Genomic DNA, 22,464 nt, shown 5'->3' with positions numbered 1-22,464 from the left:
CCACCGGGAACCCCGCGCCGGGGATGGGCTACGGTGGGAACGTTTGTGATCTACGGCCAGGAGACCGGACATGGCAGGTGACGACGACATCTCCGGGTGACACCGGAGGGTGATCGGCCCCGGCGGGCGCGCGTGAGCGCCGCCGACGTGGGCCTTTTCGTCGTTCCCCGAAACCCTGTCCCCTTCACCGGGCGGCTTCGGCGCGCCCGCGTCCTCCTCCGAGGTTCACATGCTCTCCAACCCCTGCCCGCCCGTCAGTGACGCGCTGCTGGCCCACGATCTCGTCCGGACGCTGGGCACGCGGCGCGTGCTCGACGGCCTCTCGCTCACCGCCGCCCCCGGCCGCCGGATCGGGCTCATCGGCGAGAACGGCGTGGGCAAGTCCACGCTGCTGCGCCTGCTGGCCGGTGTGGACGAGCCCGACTCCGGGACCGTCGTCCGCCCCGCCGACCTGGGCTTCCTGCACCAGGAGCTGCCGTTCGCGGCCGGCGACACGCTCGCCGACGTGCTCGACGACGCCCTGCGCGAGGCGCGTATGGACCTGGCCGAGCTCGACCGGCTCACCCGCGAGCTGGCCGGGTCGCCGGACGACGCCGCGCTGCTCGAAGCGTACGGGGCCCGGCTCGATCAGGCGCAGCGGCACGAGTCCTGGGACGCCGACCGGCGGGCGGAGATCGTCCTCGACCGGCTGGGACTGGGCGGCGTGCCGGGGACGCGGGCGCTCGGGACGTTGTCCGGCGGGCAGCGCGGCCGGCTCGCCCTGGCCGCGCTGCTGATCAGACGGCCCGCCGCGCTCCTGCTCGACGAGCCCACCAACCACCTCGACGACGACGCCGCCGTCTTCGTGGAGGAGGAACTGCGCGGCATGACCGGCGTGGTCGTCGTGGCCAGCCACGACCGGGCCTTCCTCGACGCGGTCTGCACGGACCTGCTCGACCTCGACCCCGCCGTGGACGGCCCCGTCCGGTACGGCGGCGGCTACAGCGCGTACCTGACCAGAAGGCGCGCCGAGCGCGAACGCTGGGAGCGGCGGCACGCGGCCGAGCAGGAGGAACTGGACGAGCTGCGCCGCGCCGTCGCGGTGACCGCGCGGCGGGTCGCGCAGGACGGCCTGCGCCGCGACAACGAGAAGATGGGCTACGGCCACCGCGCCGGGCGGGTGCAGCAGCAGATCTCCCGGCGGGTGCGCGACGCCGCCCGCCGGCTCGCCGAGCTGGAACGCGACCAGGTCCCCGCCCCACCGCCCCCGCTCCGCCTGCACCCCCGCCTCACCTCCCCCCTCCCTCCCCCCACAGGCCCGGAGGGAGACCGTGAGGACGCCGCCCTCCCTCTCCCTGAAGGTCCGCAGGGGGACCGGGGCGACGTCGCCCTCCCTTCTCCCGAAGGTCTGGAGGGGGACCGGGGCGATGCGGTGGGGCAGGGCGGGGGGCCGTTGGTGTCGGTGCGGGACGTCCGGGTGGCGGGGCGGCTCGCGCTCGACCGGCTCGACCTGCAGGAGGGGGACCGGCTGCTGGTCACGGGACCGAACGGCGCGGGCAAGTCCACCCTCCTCGCGGTCCTGTCCGGCGACCTGGAGCCGGCCGGGCCGGTACGGCGGCGGCCGGGCCTGACCGTCGGTCTGCTGCCCCAGGACACGACGTTCGAGCACCCCGGCCGCACGGTGCGGGAGACCTACGAGCAGACCCTCGGGCCGGAGCGCGCCGAGGCCGTGCCGCTGCGTTCACTCGGCCTGATCCGCGCCCGCGACGCGAACCTGCGCGTGGGGGAGCTGTCGGTCGGCCAGCGCCGCCGTCTCGCGCTGGCGCTGCTGATCGCCGACCCTCCCGACGTGCTGCTGCTGGACGAGCCCACCAACCACCTGTCGCCCGGCCTGGCCGACGAACTGGAGGCCGCCATCGCCGCGGACGGCCCCGGCGCGATCGTGGTGGCCAGCCACGACCGCTGGCTGCGCGCCCGCTGGCGGGGCCGCCGTCTGCACCTGCGCGGGGAGGGCTGATGTGCGTCCCGTAGAACCTGGGGGAGGGCTGACGTACGTCCCGTAGTACCTGGGAGCTACGCGGGAAGTGAGCTCCGCAGCGGGAGGCGCGCGGCCGGGGGCGATCCGTAGCGTCGGGGGAACCGTCCCCCCCGTCGGAAGGGTTCCCATGGGCAACCGCGGCAGCCGCCTCCTGCTCGCCACGCTCGTCGCCGCCTCGGTGGCGGGCCCGGCGGCGTGCGTGTCGGGGGAGGTGCCGGCGCCCGTCCCCGCCGCGGCGCCGCCGTCCGGGCTCGCCGGGCGGTACGCCGCCGGTCGCGCGGCGATCCTGGCGGCCGAGCGCGACGCCGTCCGGCGCGGCCACCGGCGCCGGGCCGCCGCGCTGCGCGAGATGGCCGATCCCGCCCGCCGGTTCCTGTCCTTCGACGGCCGCGACGCCGGCCGGGCCGTGGAGGTGTTCGGCGACCTGGCCACCGCCGCCCGGATCGCCGTGCTGGTCCCGGGCGCGGGCATCACCCTCGACAAGTACGGCCTGCTGCGCGGCGGCTCGATGCGCCTGCGCGCCGCGCTGGGCGACCGGTCGGCCGTGATCGCCTGGCTCGGGTACGCCACCCCGAGCAGCGTGAGCCTCCAGGCGCTGACCCTCGGCCGCGCCGACCGGGCCGCCCCCGCCCTGCGCGCCTTCCTGGACGAGCTGCGCGCCCTCCGTCCCGGCGCGCGCATCTCGCTGCTGTGCCACTCCTACGGCTCGGCGGTGTGCGGCCGGGCCGCGCCGGGGCTGGACGTGGCCGCCCTCGTCCTGTTCGGCAGCCCGGGAGCGGGCGCGGCCGACGTCGCGGCGCTGCGCACCCGGACGCCGGTGTGGGCCGGGCGCACGGCCGGGGACTGGGTCGGCCGGCTGCCGCACGCGTCCGTCGAGCTGCCGTCCGGCACCCTGGGGCTGGGCGGGGACCCGGTCGCGCCCGGGTTCGGGGCGCGGGTGTTCGACGCGGGCCGCGGCGGCCACAGCGACTACCTGGCGGCCGGATCCACGGCGCTGGCGAACCTCGCGCGGATCGTGATCGGTTCACCCGTAAGCTGGACCAAGGGCACAAGCCAGGACACAACGAACGTGGGCGAGGGCGGATGAGCAGGCTGCGCAGGGCCCTCGCCAGGCTGGGCGCGGACCTGTGGACCATGGCCCCCGACCCCCTGCCCCGCATGGGCGGCCCGCGCGCCCTGTCCCGGCTCCCGCACGTCGCCGTCGCCCTGTACGCGCTGGTCATGGGCCTGTACCCGGGCGGGGAGGGCATCGACCCGACCGTCCCGCTGCTGGCCATGGCCATGGCGGCGGCCATGGTGCTGGCGATGTGGCGCCCGCTGGCCGCCTTCTGGGCGACGATCGTCCTCGTGGTCGCCGGGGCGCGGTCGGGAATGGTGTACGTGTCGCACCAGCTGAGCTTCCCCTGGACGGTGCACCCCGAGACGTACGAGCGGCTGCCCTTCCCGCCCGCCGACCCGTCCGCCTTCCCGTGGACGGGCTCGGGCGTCGCCCTGCAGGCCGGGGTGCTGTTCCTGCTGGCGCTGCGGGTACGCCCCGGCGTCGCCGTCAAAGCACTGGCGATCACCACGCTGACCGTGGTGGCGATCGCGGTGCTCATGCCGGAGGCCAACGGGGGCGGGCTGGGCGCCACCGCCATGCTGGCCGACGCGGTCGCGGTCGCCGTCGGGGCCGGGGTGCGCCAGCTCAGGACGACCCGTACCCGGCTGGAGGCCCAGGAGGAGCTGACGGCCGAGGAGCGGGCCCGCCGCACGCTGCTGGAGGAGCGCAGCAGGATCGCCCGCGAGCTGCACGACGTCGTCGCCCACCACATGTCGGTGATCTCCATCCAGGCCCAGGTCGCGCCGCACCTGGTGGACGACCCGCCGCAGGAGCTGAGGGAGAACCTGGCCGGCATCCGGGAGAACGCCGTCGAGGCGCTGACCGAGCTGCGCCGCGTCCTCGGGGTGCTGCGCGCGCAGGACCAGCCGGCCGACGCGCCGCAGCCCACGCTCGACCGGCTGGAGGAGCTGCTGGCCAACGTGCGCGGCGCGGGCGTCACGCTCACGGCCGAGATCGCCGGGCAGGCGCGCCCGCTGTCGCCGGGAGTCGAGCTGTCGGCGTACCGGATCGTGCAGGAGGCGCTCAGCAACGCCATGCGGCACGCCCCCGGCGCGGCGGTGGCGGTCCGGCTGACGTACCGGCCCGGCGCCCTGGCGATCCGGGTCGTCAACGAGCCGCCGGCCAGGCCGGCGCGGCCCTCGCCCGGCACCGGGCACGGGCTGCTCGGCATGCGCGAGCGCGCCGCCATGCTGGGCGGCGACCTCGTCGCCGGGCCCACGCCGGACGGCGGCTACGAGGTCAGCGTGTTCCTGCCGGTCGACTCGCAGAAAGGCGTGCAGGCCACCTCATGACGAGCATCCGCGTGCTCATCGCCGACGACCAGGTCATGGTCCGCCAGGGCTTCACCGTGCTGCTCAACGCCGAGCCCGGCATCGAGGTGGTGGGCCAGGCCGTCAACGGGCTCGACGCCGTGGACAAGGTCGCCGAGCTGGACCCCGACGTCGTCCTCATGGACGTGCGCATGCCCGAGCTCGGCGGCATCGAGGCCACCCGCCGGATCGCCGCCCGTCCGGACGCGTCGGCGAAGGTGCTCGTCCTGACCACGTTCGACCTCGACGACTACGTCTACGAGGCGCTGCGCGCCGGGGCGTCCGGCTTCCTGCTCAAGGACGCCTCGGCGGCCGAGCTGGCCCACGCGGTGCGGGTGGTGGCGACCGGCGACGCGCTGCTGGCCCCGAACGTCACCAAGCGCCTGATCGCCGAGTTCACCCGGGTGAGCCGCGCGCCGCGGGCGCCGCTGAAGGAGCGCGTGGGCGACCTGACCGAGCGCGAGACCGAGGTGCTGGCGCTGATCGCGCAGGGCCTGTCGAACGCCGAGATCGCCGAGCGCCTGGTGATCGCCGAGCAGACGGTCAAGACCCACGTGAGCCGGATCCTGGTCAAGCTCGGGCTGCGCGACCGCACCCAGGCGGCGGTCTTCGCCTACGAGACGGGGCTGGTGCGCCCCTCGGGCTACTGACCTCAGGCGGCGGCCAGCCGGACGATCTCGCGCGGCCGGGCGGCGCGCACCCTGGCCACCGAACGTTCGAGCACGGCCAGCAGCAGGCCCTCCTTGCCGCCGAAGTGCCACGGGATGGACCCGCGGCTGATGCCCGACCGGGCGGCCACGTCGTGGAACGTGGTGGCCTCGCCGCCGCCCCCGAAGCCGGCGACGCCCCTGACGCCGGCGAGCCGGACTTCGGGCCGTTCGACCAGGGCGTCGGCGCGATGTTCGCCCTGCCGACCACCAAGCTGTTCGTCACCCTTCTGGTCGAGGCGCTGGAGCCCGGCTCGCCCATCCGCGACCGCTACGTCGAGATCCACGACACGCTGCGCGACCACTGCAGGCGCTGGCTCGAACGCCTGCCGCTGCCGCCGGGCCTGCCGGTGGAGCCGCTGGCCGTCGCGCTGATCGGCGCCGGCATCGGCATCCACCAGCAGTGGCTGGTCGCCCCCGAGCGCGTCGACGCCGGCGCGGCCCTGGCCGCCCTGCGCGCCCTGGTCGCCGGGGCGCTGCCGCCCGCGCACGACTGACCGCAGCCGCGGGCGCGGCCCGCCCTTCCGCCCCTCCGCCCCTCCGCCGTCCCCGCAGCCGCGGGCGCGGGCCACCTCCCGCCGCCCCCGGCCGTACGGACATGACAGGACATCGCCGGGTAATGGAGGTGTCACGACGGGTGCCGCCGGGCCGCCGGCTGGACATGACATCAGCCGGCGACCGGACGGCACACGAGGTGCCCCGGGCGATGAGAGGGAGGTCGTCATGAAGGTGGTCGTGATCGGCGGGACCGGCCTGATCGGGTCGAAGCTCGTGCGCAGGCTGGCCGGACAGGGGCACGAGGCGGTCGCCGCGTCCCCGAGGACCGGCGTCGACACCGTCACGGGGGAGGGGCTGGCCGAGGCTCTGGAGGGGGCGCAGGTCGTGGTGGACGTCTCCAACTCGCCGTCGTTCGAGCGCGGCGCGGTGCTGGAGTTCTTCGAGACCTCCACCCGCAACCTGCTGGCCGCCGAGGCGGCGGCGGGCGTCGGCCACCACGTCGCGCTGTCGGTCGTGGGCACCGAACGCATGCCCGACAACGGCTACTTCGCCGCGAAGATCGCCCAGGAGCGGCTGATCGAGAAGTCGGGCCTGCCGTACTCGCTGGTGCACGCGACGCAGTTCTTCGAGTTCGTGCGGAGCATCGCCGACGAGTCGGCCGCCGGCGGCGAGGTGCGCATCGCGCCCGTGCTGTTCCGGCCCGTCGCGGGCGACGACGTCGCGGCGGCGCTCGCCCGGGTCGCGCTCGGGGCGCCCCTGAACGGCCGGACCGAGGTCGCCGGCCCCGAGCAGTACCGGATGGACGAGTTCTTCCGCGACGCGCTGGCCGGCCTCGGCGACCCGCGCGAGGTGGTCGCCGACGAGCACGCCCGCTACTTCGGCAGCGAGCTGACCGAGCGTTCGCTGGTGCCCGGCGACGACGCCGCGCTGGGCCGGACCACGTACCAGGAGTGGGCGGCCGGCCAGTAGGGCGCCGTCAGAACCAGGCGGCCAGAGCCTCCTCCAGTGCGGCGTCCGGCGCGTCGCCCGCCCAGGCGACGACGCCGTCCGGCCGGACCAGCAGGCCGCCGAAGTCGCGGACGTCCACCGGCTTGGCCGCCAGCACCGGCACCCGCGGGTCGGCCGCCAGGCCGGCCCCGAGGTCCAGCAGTAGCCCGCGCCCCTCGTGCAGGTGGTCGCCGACCCGGGTGCCGTCGGCCAGCTCCAGGTCGGGGACGCTCCGGCCGACCAGCGGGTGGCCGCCGGGCAGCTCGTAGCGGTGCCAGACGCCGGAGAGCCGCTTGACGAAGTACGTGGTGCCCGCGGTGGTGCCGATCAGGTCGGACACGACGGCCCGCAGCGCCCGGGAGCCGGCCTCGGGCCGCATGAGCTGCACCTGGGCGCGGGTCCAGTCGAGCACCCACGCGCCGATGGGGTGGCGCTCGGCGGTGTAGGTGTCCAGCAGCGCCTCGGGCGAGCGGCCCCGGACGACGGCGGCGAGCTTCCAGCCGAGGTTGACGGCGTCGCCGATGCCCAGGTTGAGCCCCTGACCGCCGAAGGGCGAGTGGACGTGCGCCGCGTCGCCGGCCAGCAGGACCCGGCCGAGCCGGTAGGTGGTGGCCTGGCGGGCGTTGTCGGTGAAGCGGGTGGCCGTCTTGACGCCGGTGACGGTGACGTCCACGCCGGAGACGGCCCGCAGGCTGGCCTGCAGCTCCTCGGCGGTGACCGGCGTGGTGCGGTCCTCCGGCGGCCCGTCGAACTCGACGGTCAGGATGCGGCCGGGGGTCGGCCCGTTGGCGTAGGTGCCGGTGGCGGTGTGCGTCCAGCCGGTGCCGAGCCCCTCGTCGCCCTCCATCGTCACGACGGCCTGGTGGCCGGTGATCTGCGGGGGCGTGCCGGGGAAGTCGAAGCCGGCCAGGCGGCGCACGGTGCTGCGGCCGCCGTCGCAGCCCACCAGCCAGCCGCAGCGGAACTCCCGCTCGCCCGCCCGCACCACGACCCCGTCGGCGGAGGGCTCGAAGCCGGTCAGCTCCACGCCGCGCAGCACGTCCGCGCCGAGCTCGGCGGCCCGTTCGCCGAGCACGCGCTCGATGTCCTGCTGCCGGATGCCGCTCAGGCGGGCGGCCGGCCCGCGGTCGGCGAAGTCGGGGTCGCTCTCGTCCACCAGGTCGGTCAGCAGCCACAGTCCGGCGAAATGCCCGGCGAAGGCGGACATCTTGGGCTGCCCGGCCGGCGCCGCGCCGCCCCGCTGGGCCATGAACGCCTGGAACGCCTTCATGGTCTCGGCCTGGGCCTCCTCCAGCACCGGGAGCAGCCCGCGCCGGTAGAAGGCCTCGGCGGTGGGCGTGTTGACCGAGCCGGCCTTGACCGTCTGGTCGATGTCGGTCAGCCGCTCCAGCACCGCCACGCGCACGTCGTGCAGCCGCAGCTCGCAGGCGAGCATCAGGCCCACGGGGCCGCCACCAGAGATGATCACGTCGTAGTCCATGGCGAAAACTATACCCGACTAAATTTTAAGTGCGATACACTTTTCTCGTGAAAGAGACTCCATCGCTGCGCGAACGCAAGAAGGCCGAGACCCGCAGGCGCATCTCCGACCACGGCTCGATGTTGTTCTACGAACGCGGCTTCGACGAGGTGACCATCGGCGAGATCGCCGAGGCGGCGGACGTCTCCAAGGTGACGGTGTTCAACTACTTCCCCCGCAAGGAGGACATCTTCTTCGACCGCGTCCCCGAGCTGGTCGAGCTGGTCACCGACACCGTCCGGGGCCGCCGGGCGGGCGAGCCGGTGTTGTCCGCGCTGCGGGACATGCTCGTCCGGCACGCGCGCGAGGGCCATCCGCTCGGCGGGGTCGACGACCGGTTCGTGCACTTCTTCCGGGTGGTGGCCGGCTCCGCGGCGCTGCGGGCGCGCGCCAGGGAGATCGCCGACGAGCTGGAGGCCGTGCTCGCGGCGCTGATCGACGAGTCCGGCGAGGAGCTGCCCGGCCGGCTGACCGCGGCGCTGCTCGTCGGCGCCTTCCGCGCGGCCTTCCTGGCCACCGCGGCCCGGCAGCTGGCCGGGGAACGGGCCGCCGACGTGCTGCCCGACCACGTCGCGGCGCTCGACCTGGCGTTCGACGTGCTGGCGCGGGGGCTGGCGCCCGTCCGGTCAGAATCGGAGAAGCACCCACCCCGCGACCCGCGTTAACGTGAGGCCTACCCTCGTGGCCGGCCGGATCCGGCCCGGCGACGCCTACGGGGGCCCGCGCGAGAAGATGGAGAGACGATGAGCACGCACACGCCGCCCGAGCGGCAGATCGCCGACAGCCACGATCTGATCCGCGTCCACGGCGCGCGCGAGAACAACCTCAAGGACATCAGCGTCGAGATCCCCAAGCGCCGGCTTACGGTGTTCACCGGCGTGTCCGGCTCGGGCAAGAGCTCGCTGGTGTTCGCCACCATCGCCGCCGAGTCGCAGCGGCTGATCAACGAGACCTACAGCACGTTCGTCCAGGGGTTCATGCCGACGCTGGCCCGGCCCGAGGTCGACGTCCTGGAGGGGCTGACCACCGCGATCATCGTCGACCAGCAGCGGATGGGCGCCGACCCCCGCTCCACCGTCGGCACCGCCACCGACGCCAACGCCATGCTGCGCATCCTGTTCAGCCGGCTCGGCCGGCCGCACATCGGCTCGCCCAACGCCTACTCCTTCAACGTGCCCTCCGTCCGCGCCAGCGGCGCGATCACCGTCGAGCGCGGCTCCAGCAAGACGGTCCGGCAGAGCTTCACCCGCCTGGGCGGCATGTGCCCCCGCTGCGAGGGCCGCGGCACGGTCTCCGACATCGACCTCACCCAGCTCTACGACGACTCCAAGTCGCTGGCCGACGGCGCCTTCACCATCCCCGGCTGGAAGTCCGACAGCTTCTGGACCGTGCGCGTCTACGCCGAGTCGGGCCTGCTCGACCCCCACAAGCCGATCCGCGACTTCACCGAGCAGGAGATGCGGGACTTCCTCTACCGGGAGCCGACCAAGGTCAAGGTCGAGGGCGTCAACCTCACCTACGAGGGCCTGATCCCGAAGATCCAGAAGTCGTTCCTGTCGAAGGACAAGGAGGGCATGCAGCCGCACATCCGCGCCTTCGTCGAACGGGCGGTCACCTTCACCACCTGCCCCGAGTGCGACGGCACCCGGCTCAGCCCGGAGGCCCGGTCCTCGAAGATCGACGGCGTCAGCATCGCCGACGCGTGCCGGATGCAGATCACCGACCTGGCCGAGTGGATCCGCGGCCTCGACCAGCCGTCCGTGGCGCCGCTGCTGGCCACCCTGGGCCGTACGCTCGACTCCTTCGTCGAGATCGGGCTCGGCTACCTGTCCCTCGACCGGCCGGCCGGCACGCTGTCGGGCGGCGAGGCGCAGCGCGTCAAGATGATCCGCCACCTCGGCTCCTCCCTCACCGACACCACCTACGTCTTCGACGAGCCCACCATCGGCCTGCACCCCCACGACATCCAGCGGATGAACGGCCTGCTGGTCAGGCTGCGCGACAAGGGCAACACCGTGCTCGTCGTCGAGCACAAGCCGGAGGCCATCGCCATCGCCGACCACGTCGTCGACCTCGGCCCCGGCGCCGGCACGGAGGGCGGCACCGTCTGCTTCGAGGGCACCGTCGAGGGGCTGCGGGCCAGCGGCACCGTCACCGGCCGCCACCTCGACGACCGAGCCCGCCTGAAGGACGAGGTGCGCAAGCCCACCGGCGCCCTGGAGATCCGCGGGGCCAACAAGCACAACCTGCGCGACGTCGACGTCGACATCCCGCTCGGGGTGCTGGTCGTCGTCACCGGCGTGGCCGGCTCCGGCAAGAGCTCGCTCGTGCACGGCTCCATACCGGCCGGCGCGGGCGTGGTGTCGATCGACCAGAGCCCGATCCGCGGCTCGCGGCGGAGCAACCCGGCGACCTACACCGGCCTGCTCGACCCGATCCGCAAGGCGTTCGCCAAGGCCAACGGCGTCAAGCCGGCCCTGTTCAGCGCCAACTCCGAGGGCGCCTGCCCCAACTGCAACGGCGCCGGCGTCCTCTACACCGACCTGGGCGTGATGGCCGGCGTCGCCACCGTGTGCGACGAGTGCGAGGGCAGGCGCTTCCAGGCCGAGGTGCTGGAGTACCGCCTGGGCGGCCGGAACATCAGCGAGGTGCTGGCGATGCCGGTGACCGAGGCCGAGGAGTTCTTCGGCGCGGGCGAGGCGCGCACCCCGGCCGCGCACGCCATCCTCGGCCGGCTCGCCGACGTCGGGCTCGGTTACCTCAGCCTCGGCCAGCCCCTCACCACGCTGTCCGGCGGCGAGCGGCAGCGGCTCAAGCTGGCCACCCAGATGGCCGAGAAGAGCGGCGACGTCTACGTGCTCGACGAGCCCACCACCGGCCTGCACCTCGCCGACGTCGAGCAGCTGCTCGGCCTGCTCGACCGGCTCGTCGACGGCGGCAAGTCGGTGATCGTCATCGAGCACCACCAGGCGGTCATGGCGCACGCCGACTGGATCGTCGACCTCGGCCCCGGAGCCGGTCACGACGGCGGCCGGGTCGTCTTCGAGGGCATCCCCGCCGACCTCGTCGCCGCCCGCTCCACCCTGACCGGGGAGCACCTGGCGGCCTACGTCGGCGGCACGTCCGCGTGAGGCTGCTCGTCGTCGGCGGCAGCGGCTTCCTGGGCGCCGGGCTCGTCCGGCAGGGCGCGGCGGCCGGGCACGAGGTGACCGCGACCTGCCACACCCGTCCGGGGGAGGCGGCCGGCGTCGCCTGGGCGCCGCTCGACGTGCGCCGGCGCGCCGACGTCGAGGCGCTGGTCGCCGCGGTCCGGCCGGCGGCGGTCGTCAACGCCGCCTTCCGGCAGCGCGACTGGGCGACCACGGCCACCGGGGCCGCGCACGTCGCCCTGGCCGCCGGCACGACGCAGGGCGTGCTGTTCACCGACGACGTGCGCTGCCCGGTGCACGTCGCCGACCTCGCCGCGGCCCTGCTGGAGCTGGCCGCCGCCGGCCCGCCCGGCGTCCGCCACGTCGCCGGGGCCGACGCGGTCAGCCGGTACGAGCTGGGCCTGCTCGTCGCCCGCCGCGACGGGCTCGACCCGGACCTGCTCCCGGCGGGCCGGCGCGCGGACTCGGGCGTGCCCGGCCCGCTCGACGTGCGCCTCGACTGCGCCGCCACCCAGCGGCTGTTGCGGACCAGGCTGCGCGGCGCGCGCCGGTTCCTCGACCCCGGCCGCCCCTGACCCCGGCCGCCCCTGACCTCGCCGCCCCTGATTTCGGCGCCCCTGACCTCGCCGTCTCAGAGCCGCTGGTTGATGCGGATCAGGTTGCCCGCCGGGTCCCGCACGGCGCAGTCGCGCACCCCGTACGGCTGCTCGGCCGGCTCCTGGACGATCTCCGCGCCGTTCGCCGCCAGCCGGTCGAAGACGGCGTCGAGGTCGTCGGTCGACAGGTTGATGCCGGCGAAGGTGCCCTTGGCCATCATCTCGACGATGGTGCGGCGCTCGTCCTCGGTGATGCCGCAGCCGTCGGGGACCGGGGGCTGCAGCACGATCGACGTGTCGGGCTGGCCGGCGGGGCCGACGGTGATCCAGCGTTTCCCGTCGTAGCCGACGTCGCCGCGCACCTCGAAGCCGAGGGCGTCGCGGTAGAAGGCGAGGGAGGCGTCCGGGTCGTCGTGGGGGAGGTAGCTGGAGTGGATGGTGATGTCCATGCCGGTCACGCTAGTTCCGCCGCCCCGGACGACGCTTCTCGATTCCTGACCGTCGTCCGTCCGCGTTTCCGGGGGCCTCAGCTGTGGCCCGGGACGGGGGTGCCGGAGCCCCGCTCCAGCGGCAGCACCGGGATGCGCAGGGTGGTCGTGCCGGTGGTCAGGCGGAAGGTGACGTCGATCGGCGTGGCCCCGAGCGGGCGGTCGATGTCGAGGATCTCCAGGTGCGGACGGCTCTGCCCCTCCTGCAGCGAGACGGTCGAGCGAGCCGGGACGGTCACGTTGACCTCCTCCTGCGCCGCCGCCGGCCCCGCGCGGTAGACGACCTTCCTGGCGTGCACGGTGCTGACGCCGTCGAGCTTCTGGGGCTGGTCGCTCTCGTTGACCAGCGTCAGGTAGAGGCCGAGGTCGTCGCCCGCCTTCTGCTGTTCCATGGACGGGGCCAGGATGTGCACGTGCAACAGCCGCATCGCCCCCACCTGCCCGTCGACCAGCCCCTCGCGGCCGGTGCCCTGCGGGAGGGGCGACTCCCGCTGCCCCGGGTTGCAGGCCGGCAGCAGCGCCAGTACGCACAGGGCCGACAGGAAGGGCAGCAGCAGCGCTCGCGGGCCCCGTGGTGATGTCCTCATGTTCGTGCCTTCGTGTGGTGTGAGGCCGGTGACGAGGCCACAGCGCGGGCCCGCTCGCGCGAGCGCCGCCTGCGGGGGGTTGACCGCAACCACGATGTACCCCCTTGCCCGGGCGCCATGCCGGCCCGCCTACCCGCCGGATTCTCGGTAGAAGCTCAGACCGGCGTGCTCGGGGTCGGTGTAGACCTTCACCGTCCCGTCCGGGTACGCGGCGAACGGCAGGACGACGCCGTCCGGGCACGGGTGCAGGAACATCAACGTCGGGCCCACGACGACGAACGAGCGGGCCTTCGGCGTGGCGTGCTCGGTGCCGTGCTCGGCCCGCCACCGGGCCACCCGGTCGGCCGCGCCCGGCTGCCTGGCGACGTCCTCCACCTTCCCGATCAGGTCCTCGATGGCGACCTGGTCGAGGATCTCGACCTGCACCTGCTGCGGTTCCCCCATGCCGTTCTTCCTTGGCTCGTGTCCTGCCCGGCCCCCGCGACGGGGGCACCGGCCGGCCGATGAGCCCGCCGGCCCCGGGATGAGCGGCCTACCCCCAGCCGGGTACGGCGAAACGGCGCAGGTCAGCGGCTTGATCACCAGGCGGCGGCCCCGTCCGGACCACGAGGGGCGGCGGCGACGGTAGACCGCGCCGCGGCCGGGCAGAGAAGGGGGTTTCTCAGGTTCAGGAGCCCCCATGTCTGGTGATCAGTTCACTTCCGCCGCCCTGCCGGGCGAACCCGGCGCGGCGTCCGCGGCCGCCCGCGACGGCCACGCCTCCGGCTCCCGGCCGGAGACGACGGCGCTGCCCTTCGGCAGGCCCGGACGGCCGTTCGGCAGCACGCCCTTCGTCTTCGGGTTCACCGCCGCGCTCGGCGTGCTGACCGCCTGGCTGCTGGTCCAGGCGCTCACCGCCAGCGCCTCGATGCTGCTGCTGATCGTCGTGTCGTTGTTCCTGGCCGTCGGCCTGGATCCCGCCGTGCGCTGGCTGGAGGAGCACGGCCTGCCGCGCTGGGCGGCGATCACCGCGGTGTTCACGGCGGTGATCGTGCTGTTCGCCGGGTTCGCCATGGCGATCATCCCGGCGCTGTCGGAGCAGGCGGGACAGTTCGCCGAGCAGTTGCCCACCTACATCCAGCAGTTGCAGGACAACCCCCAGATCCGCGACCTGGACCAGCGCTACCAGCTGCTGGAGCGGCTGCAGGCGTACCTGACCAGCGGCGACCTCGGCCGGCAGGTGTTCGGCGGGCTGCTCGGCATCGCCTCGATCGTGGTCAGCGCCGTGTTCTCCACGCTGACCGTGCTCATCCTCACCCTGTACTTCCTGGGCGCGCTGCGCTCCATCACGCGCACCGGCTACCGGCTGATCCCGAGGAGCCGCAGGGACCGGGCCCGCCTGCTCGGCGACGAGATCCTCAACCGGGTCGGCGGCTACGTGGCCGGCAACCTGATCATCTCGCTGATCGCGGGCGTGACCACGTTCGTCTTCCTGTCGATCGCGGGGGTGCCGTACGCGCTGGCCCTGGCGATCATCGTGGCGGTCACCGACCTCATCCCGCTCATCGGCGCGTTCATCGGCGCGGGCATCGCCACGCTGGTCGCGCTGTTCGCCTCGCTCCCGGTGGCCATCGCCACCCTGATCTTCTTCGTCGTCTACCAGCAGATCGAGAACTACCTGATCGCGCCCAAGGTGATGAAGTCGTCCGTGGACGTGCCGGCCGCCGCCACCATCGTGGCCGCCCTCATCGGCGGCGCCCTGCTCGGCGTGGTGGGCGCCCTGCTGGCCATCCCGGTCGCCGCCGCCATCCAGGTGATCGTCAACCACGTCGTGCTGCCCCGTCAGGAACGTCACTGAGGACGCCGGGTGTGAGCGCCTGACCTCGGGGTACGTGGGGCGGACCCGACGCCCGGCATCCCTCGTCGCCGCCGGGCGTCCCGACCCCAGGGAGGCCGTCCATGGACGCGATCGTGCTGCTCAAAGAGGACCACAAGACCGTGGAGAAGCTGTTCAAGGAGTTCGAGAAGGCGGGCAAGGACGCCCACAAGACCAAGCAGAAGATCGTCGCGCAGGTCATCGAGGAGCTGACCGCGCACACCTACATCGAGGAGAAGATCTTCTACCCGGCCGCCCGCTCCGGCACCCCCGACACCACCGACCACATCCTGGAGAGCGTCGAGGAGCACCACGTCGTCGTCTGGATGTTGTCGGAGCTGAAGGACCTCGACCCGGCCGACGAGCGCTACGACGCCAAGATGACGGTGCTCATGGAGAACGTCCGCCACCACGTCGAGGAGGAGGAGAAGGAGTGGTTCCCGCAGGTGCGCGAGTCCATGGGGCGCAACCGGCTGCAGGAACTGGGGGAGCAGATGGCCAAGGCCAAGGCCGAGGCCCCGCGCGACCCCCTGAAGATCCCCAGCGCCTCCTCCTAGCGGACAACGCGGGACGGAACGCCTTGTGGCGGCCACGGTCACCGTGAGTTGCGAGGACGCCGCGCGGTAGGGCGACGCGGCAGGGCGGCGCGCCGGACAGCAGGGACATGTCCGGCGCGTTTTACCGTCGTCCGACGTGGGGTTGATCTGGCACTAAGGTGTGCCGCATGAAGATAACTACGGAGAGTAGCGTCATGCGTACTCTCAGACACGATGTGCCGGCATCGCTGGTGGTGTTCCTCGTCGCGGTGCCCCTCTCGCTCGGCGTCGCCCTGGCCGCGGGCGCGCCGCTGGCCGCCGGGCTCGTCGCCGCCGCGGTCGGCGGCATCGTCGCCGGGCGGCTGGGCGGCTCGGTGGTGCAGGTCAGCGGTCCGACCGCGAGCCTGACGGTGGTGATCGCCGGTCTCGTGCAGACCTACGGCTGGCGCGCCACCTGCCTGATCACGATCCTGGCCGGCGGCCTGCAGGTGCTGCTCGGCGCGTTCAAGGCGGCCCGGGCCGCCCTCGCGGTCTCGCCCGCGGTCGTCCACGGCATGCTGGCCGGCGTCGGCATCATCATCGCGCTCGCCCAGCTGCACGTCGTCCTCGGCGGCAGCCCCGAGCAGTCGCCGTGGGCCAACCTGGCCGAGCTGCCCAGCCAGATCATGGACCTGCACGGCCACAAGGTCATGGTCGGCATCCTCACCATCACGGTCCTGCTGGCCTGGAGCCGGATGCCCAAGCACGTCCGGGCGATCCCCGCGCCGCTGGCCGCGCTGCTCGCCGCCGCCGTCACCGCCGCGGTGTTCGGCTGGAACGTCACCCGCATCGACCTGTCCGGCGCGATCACCGCGTGGGCGCCCCCGGTGCTGCCGGCCGGCGACTGGCAGCACATCGCCATGGGCGTGCTGCTGGTGGCGCTGGTGGCCGGGGCGGAGTCGCTGCTGTGCTGCGTGGCCACCGACAGCATGCACACCGGCCCCCGCTCCGACCTCGACCGCGAGCTGACCGGCCAGGGCGTGGCCAACATGGTGAGCGGCGTGCTCGGCGGGCTCCCGGTCGCCGGCGTGATCGTGCGCAGCACGACCAACATCCAGGCGGGCGCCCGCACCCGCTGGTCGGCGACCCTGCACGGCGTCTGGGTGCTGCTGTTCGCCCTCTGCCTGGGCTGGACGATCAAGCTGATCCCGATGGAGGCGCTGGCCGCGCTGCTGGTCTTCATCGGCATCAAGACCATCAGCCTCGGCCACCTCAGGAAGGTCCACGGCCACAACGAGGTGCCCGTCTACGTCATGACCATGTCCGGCGTGATCCTGGTCGGGCTGGCCGAGGGCGTCCTGGCCGGGCTGGCGCTGGCCGCGCTGCTGGCGCTGCGGCGGCTGACCCGGGTCACCGTGGACAAACGGCAGGAACCCGGCGGGGTCATGCACGCGACGGTCTCCGGCTCGCTCACCTTCCTGGGCGTGCCCCGGCTGACCCAGGAGCTGCGCGCCATCCCGCCGGGCGTCGCCGTCGACCTCGACCTGAACATCGACTTCATGGACAACGCCGCCTTCGACGCGATCCACTCCTGGCGGCTGGACCACGAGCGGCTGGGCGGCACCGTCACCATCGACGAGCTGCACGACGAGTGGTACACGATGGCGGCCAGCGGCGGCCGCATGTTCCCGGCCAAGAGCCCGCCCAAGGCGCCCGGCCGCTGGTGGCTGCCGTGGACCCACCGCGGCCGCCCGCTGTCGGCCACTGCGGCGATCGAGTGCCGCCTGGCCCAGGGCGCGGACGAGTTCCACAAGCGCACGGCCCCGCTGCTGCGGCCCATCTTCACCCAGCTCGCCACCCAGCAGCGTCCCTCGCACCTGTTCATCACCTGCGCCGACTCGCGGATCGTGCCCAGCCTGATCACCTCCAGCGGACCCGGCGACCTGTTCACGGTCCGCAACATCGGCAACCTGGTGCCGTGCGCCGGCTCCGAGCCGCACGACGACTCGGTGGCCGCCGCCATCGAGTACGCCACCGGCGTGCTGAGCGTGCACACCATCACCGTCTGCGGCCACTCCGGCTGCGGCGCGATGGCGGCGCTGCTGAAGGGCCCGGCGACCACCGAGGGCCTGCCGCAGCTCAGCCGCTGGCTGCGGCACGGCCGTGCCAGCCTCGACCGGCTCGGCGAGGGCGGCCACGACCCCTCCGCCGAGGACGCCGCCCTCGACGCGCTGTGCCGGCTCAACATCCAGCAGCAGCTGGAGAACCTGCGGACCTACCGCAAGGTCGACGAGCAGGTCAGGGCCGGGCGGCTGACGCTGGTGGGGCTGTACTTCGACATCGGCTCGGCGCGGGTGCACCATGTGCCGCCGCGCGCGTCCGCCGCCCCCGAGCCGGACGGCCCGCTGCCGACCGAGCCCACCCCCACCTAGTCGCCTCCCCGCCGCGCCGGTCCGCCGGCGCGGCGGGGTCACACCACGTGGTTCCGCAGGCCCAGCTCCTCCGGGTAGGGGGAGAAGTACGTCTGGTCCTGGACGTAGGTGGCCGCCTCGCCGCGAGCGTGGTGGCGCAGCAACGTCAGCGGGACGCTCAGCGCCACCCGGTGCGCCGCGTACGAGCCGATGACCTCGACCAGGTCGGCCCGGCGCACCGGGTCGAGCTCGTCGCCGAGCATGCCGAGGCAGTGCTGCAGCACGTTGACGTTGCGCCCGATCGAGGCCTTGACCGCCATCGCCCGCCGGAACGCCGTGCCGTACTCCTCGGCCAGCTCCTCGCGCGGCCGGACGCCCGCGGCGGCGACCAGGCGGCCGGTCTCACGGTAGCCCTCGGTCGAGTGGGCCAGCAGCTGCATCTTGTGCCGGGCCTGGAAGGCGACCAGGTCGCGCGGCCGCCAGTCGCTCTCCAGCAGCTCCCGCAGCCGCGCGTGGGCGAAGATGCGCTCGACGAACGCCTCCCGCAGGACGGCGTCGTTGAGCCGCCCCTCGTCCTCGACGGGCAGCAGCGGGTGGCCCTCGATCACCGCGCCGGCGAACAGGCCCCGGTTGTCGCGGGTCACCGCGTGGTCACCGGCGTAGAGCGGGATGCCGTGGATGCCGCAGCTCGGGCTCTTGGCCTTGAACACGTAACCGTCGGCCGCCAGGCTCGGGGAACGTTCGGCGGCCAGCTCGTCCATGGCGGAGGTGAGGTCGCGGCGGCTCTGCCGGGTCATCAGGCGGGGACCGGCGGGCGAGCGCTCCAGGCGCAGCGTCTCGCGGGGCGCGCCGAGGCCGATCTCCATCTCGGGGCAGATCGGCACCCAGTCCACGAACGGCGCCAGCTCCTGCGTCAGGAAACGGGCGCGGCTGTGCCCGCCGTTGTGCCGTACCGGCTCGCCGAGCAGACAGCTCGACACCGCCACCCGCGGCCTGCCCCAATCCTGCGCCTGCGCCATGTCCTGACAGATGCCCAGCTCGTGCGTCCGCACGCCACCGAGATTTGTCGCAACCAGGGCGTAGCGTTCAGGCATGACGAATGCGCACATTCCGCTTGATGGCGAGCAGTGGCAGCATGGGGACCTCGTCGTCGACGCCGACGGCGGCCTGTTCACGCGCGCGAGTGCGCAGGACGAGGCCGACGGCCTGCCCTGGGGGCGTCCCCGGCACGCCGCGCGGCACGCCGACGGGAGCGTCCACGTGCCGGCGGGCGAGGCGGGGGAGCAGGTGCCCGCCCGTCCGCTGACGTTGCTGCTGCGCGACGGGCGGCCGGCGCTGCCCGCCGTGCCGGCCGACGCGGCGACGGTGCTGGGCACGCAGGCCCGGCAGACCGCGGCGCTGGCCGGCGTCGGCGGCCTGTTCCTGGCCGCCACCGCCTTCGACCCGGACGGCGCCGGCGACCCGAGGGCGGCCCGGCTGCGCGCGGACCTGCTGGACCACGTGGTGGTGGTCGACGACGCGGAGGAACTGACCGCGATGTTCGGCGGCGCGGCCGACGGGCTGCTCGTCGAGCTGGCCGAATGGCACCGGCGCAGCGTGGACGAAACCGCCTGACCGCGGCGGCCGCCCGGCCCGCTCCTCGGGTCAGGCGCCGGTGGGGCGGGTTCGGGCCATGCGGAGGCGGACCTGGGAGGAGGCGCCGGTCTGGGTGATGACGAACTCGTCGCAGAGACGGCGCATCACCCACAGGCCGTAGCCGCCCGGCCCGATCCGGGGACGCGCGTCGGGGCAGGCGTCGGGCCGCAGGCTGCCCGAGTGGTCGCCGACCTCGACGGTGAGGAAGTCGTCGTCGGCCCAGATGTGCACCCAGCCGGCCCCGCCCGCGTGGTCGAGGACGTTGGTGACGGCCTCGTTGGCGGCGAGCGCGAGGTCGTCACCGCGCTGGGAGGCCAGCCCGGCCTGGACCGCGTGACGGCGGACGAGCTCCCGCAGCCCCGCGAGGTCTCGGCTGATCGGCCAGCTCGCGGCAGCGCCGGGGGAAGGCTCGGACATCGGTCCCTCCTACCCGGAATCACACACCGTGTGCCCATGATGACATTGACCCGGCCGTGCGCGCAGGCCAAGCGGAGACAGAAGAGGGCTGGCCCAGCCTGCCCGAGTCGCGGCTCCCGCGCCAATGCCCGGCCAGGGGAATTCCTGGAGGCGGGCCGCCTGACCGCAATGACGTGCCGAGGGGCTGAAAAATAGCATCGTTCCAAATGGGGGATTTATCCGGAACTCCTGGCCGGTGACTCGATCTTGCTCCATCGTGGGCGATGCAACGCGGCTCCGCTGCTGCGGAGGCGTACCGAGAGCCAAGGGAGTTCCATGCTCAACCGATATCGGGCCCTGCCGGCCGCGGTGGCGATGCTCACCGCGCTGGCGGGCGCGGCCGTGCCCGCCGGGGCGGCCGGGCCCGCGCAGGCGTCCGCCGTCGCACCCCTCACCGTGACGTTCGCCGCCACGGAGGACGTGTTCATCAGCCAGGCCGAGCCGGCGAAGAGCTTCGCGACCGCGACCTGGATGAGCGTCTGCGGCACCGCGTGCGGCAGCGCCGCCGCGGGCCAGCGGGTCGGCCTGACCCGCTTCAAGGTCGCCGGCATCCCGGCGGACGCCGAGGACGTCAAGGTCACCCTGGACGTCGTCCCGGCCAGGACGACGGACACCACCGTGTCGGTCCGTCCCGTGACGGGCTCCTGGACCGAGGCGGCCACGACCTGGAACACCCGCCCCGAGTTCGGCGCCCCCGCCGTCGCCTCGCACACCGGCTTCACCGCCGGGACGACGGTCAGGCTGGACGTGTCCGCCGCCGTCGAGGGCGACGGCACGTACGCCTTCGCCCTCACCGGCGGCGACGCCACCGCCACCGTGCTGATGTCCTCGCGCGAGACCGGGAACCGCGGCCCGAAGCTCACGGTCACCTACACCGAGGGCAGTGGCCAGACCGACGGGCCGCTGCCGTTCGTGCTGCCGGGGAAGGCGGCCCTGCGCGGGTCGGCCAGGAAGGTGTTCGCGCACTACTTCACCCCGTACCCGGTGTCGCTGGACAACCAGGCCCCGGCCGGCGACTACTACGCCAGGAACTACCTCAAGCCGGACGGCGAGGGCGGCAAGCACGCCGCCTACGGCGGGCTGCTGCGCGACCGGCCGGTCGGACGTGACCCCATCAGCGGCGACTACGCGCTGGCCGACTTCAAGACCGAGGTCAAGCAGGCCGTCGCGGCCGGCCTGGACGGCTTCACCGTCGACATCCTGTCGATCACCAGCGCCCACTGGACGCGGGTGCAGAACCTGATCAAGGCCGCCGAGGCCGTGGACCCCGAGTTCAAGATCGTGCTGATGCCGGACACGAACGGCCTGGCCTCGGTGGACAGCGCCGCGTTCGCCGCCGCGATGGCGAAGCTGGCCGCATCGAAGTCGGTCTACCGGCTCGCCGACGACCGCCTGGTGGTGGCGCCGTTCAAGGCCGAGGGGCGCACCGCCGCCTGGTGGGCGGCCTGGATGAGGACGATGGAGACCGAGCACGGCGTCAAGGTGGCCCTGGTGCCCTGCTTCCTCGACTTCAACAAGTACCGGGACGCGTTCGCCTCGATCAGCTACGGCTTCTCCAACTGGGGCAACCGCAACCCCGCCGCCAACGCCGCCCTGGGCGGCAACATCGAGCGCGCGCACGGCATGGGCAAGATCTGGATGCAGCCGGTGTCCGTCCAGGACGAACGCCCCAACCAGGGCGTCTTCGACGAGGCGGGCAACACCGAGAACCTGCGGGCGACGTGGAAGGGCGCGATCGACGGCAAGGCCGACTGGGTCCAGCTCACCACCTGGAACGACTACTCCGAGAACACCCAGTTCGCGCCGTCCAGGAACGCCGGCTGGACGTACCTGGACATCAACGCCTACTACCTGACCTGCCACAAGCTCGGCTGCCCGAAGATCACGAACGACGCGGCGTACCTGACCCACCGGGTCCAGCCGGTCGCGGCCCAGCCCTCCTTCGCGCAGACCAGGCTCATGAAGCTGCGCGGCGGCAGCACGGCCGCGCGTGACACGGTCGAGGTGCTCACCATGCTGACGGCGGCGGCCAAGGTGTCGGTGACCGTCGGCGGCACGACGCAGAGCTACGACGCGCCCGCCGGCGTGTCGGCCAGGACGTTCCCGCTGAAGGCGGGGACCGCGTCGGCGACGGTCGCCAGAGGATCGGCGACGGCGGCCAAGGTGGTCTCGCCGTACCCGATCACCGCGACGCCCTACGTGCAGGACCTGCACTACCGCGCGGCCTCCAGCGAACGCTGACCGCGCCGGCCCGGGTCCGCGCCACCCGCGCGGACCCGCGCCGCCCCTCGTTCCCGGCGGGGGAGTTGACGAGCGCGCCCTGCTGTGAAAAGCTGAAGGCGGCACCGAGGTTGACACTTATAGTAAGTGTGGACATTCGTTTCTCAGTTAGGTTATGCTGCTGCCTCGCGCCGCCCTTCGACGCCCCGGATTTCGATCCGGGCGTTTGGCGTGCGCGCAGTTCGATTCCGTCCGTGCCCTCCGGAAGGACAACTGTTGGCAGCCGCACGTAGTGTTCCCGTCGTTCCCGCCGGTCCTCCTCGCGTCTCTTTCGCGCGCATCCAGGAGCCCCTCGAAGTTCCTGACCTCCTCGCCCTGCAGACCGAGTCGTTCGACTGGTTGCTGGGCAACGAGA

21 protein-coding genes are annotated in these 22,464 nt (G+C 73.5%); 14 read left to right on the top strand and 7 right to left on the bottom strand.

Annotation, left to right across the window (positions count from 1 at the left end; genetic code table 11):
- Positions 1-229: 229 nt before the first annotated feature.
- The 4 genes from AB0J76_RS33925 (at position 230) to AB0J76_RS33910 (ending at position 5,076) form a co-directional block, all read left to right on the top strand.
- Positions 230-1,996 carry an ABC-F family ATP-binding cassette domain-containing protein gene (locus AB0J76_RS33925; RefSeq protein WP_352326415.1) on the top strand — a complete coding sequence of 589 codons (1,767 nt, stop codon included), beginning with the start codon at positions 230-232 and terminating at the stop codon, positions 1,994-1,996.
- A gap of 148 nt (positions 1,997-2,144) precedes the next feature.
- Positions 2,145-3,104, top strand: coding sequence for an alpha/beta hydrolase (locus AB0J76_RS33920; protein ID WP_352326413.1), 960 nt, complete (start codon positions 2,145-2,147; stop codon positions 3,102-3,104).
- Positions 3,101-4,408, top strand: a complete 1,308-nt coding sequence (locus AB0J76_RS33915; RefSeq protein WP_352326412.1) for a sensor histidine kinase — start codon at positions 3,101-3,103, stop codon at positions 4,406-4,408. The genes AB0J76_RS33920 and AB0J76_RS33915 overlap by 4 nt, the downstream gene beginning before the upstream one ends.
- Positions 4,405-5,076, top strand: coding sequence for a response regulator transcription factor (locus tag AB0J76_RS33910; RefSeq protein ID WP_352326411.1), 672 nt, complete (start codon positions 4,405-4,407; stop codon positions 5,074-5,076). Before AB0J76_RS33915 ends, AB0J76_RS33910 begins: the two co-directional genes overlap by 4 nt.
- A 2-nt stretch (positions 5,077-5,078) precedes the next feature.
- On the opposite strand, the gene AB0J76_RS33905 is transcribed toward AB0J76_RS33910, so the two are convergent.
- Entirely contained in the window at positions 5,079-5,225 is a 147-nt protein-coding gene (locus tag AB0J76_RS33905) for a TetR family transcriptional regulator (protein WP_352326410.1), read from the bottom strand.
- A 3-nt stretch (positions 5,226-5,228) separates the two neighbouring features.
- On the opposite strand from AB0J76_RS33905, the gene AB0J76_RS33900 reads away from it, so the two are divergent.
- Positions 5,229-5,630, top strand: a complete 402-nt coding sequence (locus AB0J76_RS33900) for a hypothetical protein (RefSeq protein WP_352326408.1) — start codon at positions 5,229-5,231, stop codon at positions 5,628-5,630.
- Between the two features lie 226 nt (positions 5,631-5,856).
- On the top strand, positions 5,857-6,600 hold the full coding sequence (locus tag AB0J76_RS33895) for an SDR family oxidoreductase (protein ID WP_352326406.1): 744 nt from the start codon (positions 5,857-5,859) through the stop codon (positions 6,598-6,600).
- A 7-nt stretch (positions 6,601-6,607) separates the two neighbouring features.
- Here AB0J76_RS33895 and AB0J76_RS33890 read toward each other — a convergent pair whose 3' ends face one another.
- Positions 6,608-8,098, bottom strand: a complete 1,491-nt coding sequence (locus tag AB0J76_RS33890) for an FAD-dependent oxidoreductase (protein ID WP_364391767.1) — start codon at positions 8,096-8,098, stop codon at positions 6,608-6,610.
- A gap of 47 nt (positions 8,099-8,145) precedes the next feature.
- Between AB0J76_RS33890 and AB0J76_RS33885 the strand changes: the two genes are divergently transcribed.
- The 3 genes from AB0J76_RS33885 (at position 8,146) to AB0J76_RS33875 (ending at position 11,861) form a co-directional block, all read left to right on the top strand.
- Positions 8,146-8,802 carry a TetR family transcriptional regulator gene (locus tag AB0J76_RS33885; RefSeq protein WP_352330329.1) on the top strand — a complete coding sequence of 219 codons (657 nt, stop codon included), beginning with the start codon at positions 8,146-8,148 and terminating at the stop codon, positions 8,800-8,802.
- A 78-nt stretch (positions 8,803-8,880) separates the two neighbouring features.
- Positions 8,881-11,268 (top strand): excinuclease ABC subunit UvrA, encoded by a 2,388-nt coding sequence (locus tag AB0J76_RS33880; protein WP_352330330.1) that lies wholly within the window; start codon positions 8,881-8,883, stop codon positions 11,266-11,268.
- Positions 11,265-11,861 (top strand): sugar nucleotide-binding protein, encoded by a 597-nt coding sequence (locus AB0J76_RS33875; RefSeq protein ID WP_364391762.1) that lies wholly within the window; start codon positions 11,265-11,267, stop codon positions 11,859-11,861. Before AB0J76_RS33880 ends, AB0J76_RS33875 begins: the two co-directional genes overlap by 4 nt.
- 56 nt (positions 11,862-11,917) lie before the next feature.
- Here AB0J76_RS33875 and AB0J76_RS33870 read toward each other — a convergent pair whose 3' ends face one another.
- From AB0J76_RS33870 to AB0J76_RS33860, 3 genes are all read right to left on the bottom strand, one after another.
- The gene (locus AB0J76_RS33870) at positions 11,918-12,331 is read right to left on the bottom strand and encodes a VOC family protein (RefSeq protein ID WP_352329591.1); all 414 of its coding nucleotides are present in this window, start codon (positions 12,329-12,331) and stop codon (positions 11,918-11,920) included.
- 77 nt (positions 12,332-12,408) lie between these two features.
- On the bottom strand, positions 12,409-12,957 hold the full coding sequence (locus AB0J76_RS33865) for a copper chaperone PCu(A)C (RefSeq protein ID WP_352329593.1): 549 nt from the start codon (positions 12,955-12,957) through the stop codon (positions 12,409-12,411).
- 129 nt (positions 12,958-13,086) lie between these two features.
- On the bottom strand, positions 13,087-13,401 hold the full coding sequence (locus AB0J76_RS33860) for a hypothetical protein (RefSeq protein ID WP_352329595.1): 315 nt from the start codon (positions 13,399-13,401) through the stop codon (positions 13,087-13,089).
- 235 nt (positions 13,402-13,636) lie between these two features.
- On the opposite strand from AB0J76_RS33860, the gene AB0J76_RS33855 reads away from it, so the two are divergent.
- The 3 genes from AB0J76_RS33855 to AB0J76_RS33845 all read left to right on the top strand — a co-directional run bounded on the left by AB0J76_RS33855 (position 13,637) and on the right by AB0J76_RS33845 (position 17,759).
- Positions 13,637-14,794, top strand: coding sequence for an AI-2E family transporter (locus AB0J76_RS33855; RefSeq protein WP_352329596.1), 1,158 nt, complete (start codon positions 13,637-13,639; stop codon positions 14,792-14,794).
- Positions 14,795-14,895: 101 nt separating this feature from the next.
- Positions 14,896-15,369, top strand: coding sequence for a hemerythrin domain-containing protein (locus AB0J76_RS33850; protein ID WP_352329598.1), 474 nt, complete (start codon positions 14,896-14,898; stop codon positions 15,367-15,369).
- A gap of 194 nt (positions 15,370-15,563) precedes the next feature.
- Complete coding sequence (locus tag AB0J76_RS33845) at positions 15,564-17,759, top strand: SulP family inorganic anion transporter (protein WP_352329599.1); 2,196 nt, start codon at positions 15,564-15,566, stop codon at positions 17,757-17,759.
- A gap of 38 nt (positions 17,760-17,797) precedes the next feature.
- Here the strand turns inward: AB0J76_RS33845 and AB0J76_RS33840 are convergent, their stop codons facing one another.
- Positions 17,798-18,757, bottom strand: a complete 960-nt coding sequence (locus AB0J76_RS33840; RefSeq protein WP_352330386.1) for a DUF523 and DUF1722 domain-containing protein — start codon at positions 18,755-18,757, stop codon at positions 17,798-17,800.
- Between the two features lie 73 nt (positions 18,758-18,830).
- Here AB0J76_RS33840 and AB0J76_RS33835 point away from each other — a divergent pair, with 73 nt between their 5' ends.
- Positions 18,831-19,352 (top strand): hypothetical protein, encoded by a 522-nt coding sequence (locus AB0J76_RS33835; protein WP_352330384.1) that lies wholly within the window; start codon positions 18,831-18,833, stop codon positions 19,350-19,352.
- Between the two features lie 30 nt (positions 19,353-19,382).
- Here the strand turns inward: AB0J76_RS33835 and AB0J76_RS33830 are convergent, their stop codons facing one another.
- Positions 19,383-19,790, bottom strand: coding sequence for an ATP-binding protein (locus AB0J76_RS33830; protein WP_352330382.1), 408 nt, complete (start codon positions 19,788-19,790; stop codon positions 19,383-19,385).
- A 315-nt stretch (positions 19,791-20,105) separates the two neighbouring features.
- Here AB0J76_RS33830 and AB0J76_RS33825 point away from each other — a divergent pair, with 315 nt between their 5' ends.
- Positions 20,106-22,070, top strand: a complete 1,965-nt coding sequence (locus AB0J76_RS33825) for an endo-1,3-alpha-glucanase family glycosylhydrolase (RefSeq protein ID WP_352330380.1) — start codon at positions 20,106-20,108, stop codon at positions 22,068-22,070.
- Positions 22,071-22,464 lie beyond the last annotated feature (394 nt).

The organism is Nonomuraea sp. NPDC049624, assembly GCF_040675255.1.
In the GTDB taxonomy this organism is placed as follows: domain Bacteria; phylum Actinomycetota; class Actinomycetes; order Streptosporangiales; family Streptosporangiaceae; genus Nonomuraea.
This window is presented reverse-complemented; position numbering and strand designations above follow the sequence as displayed.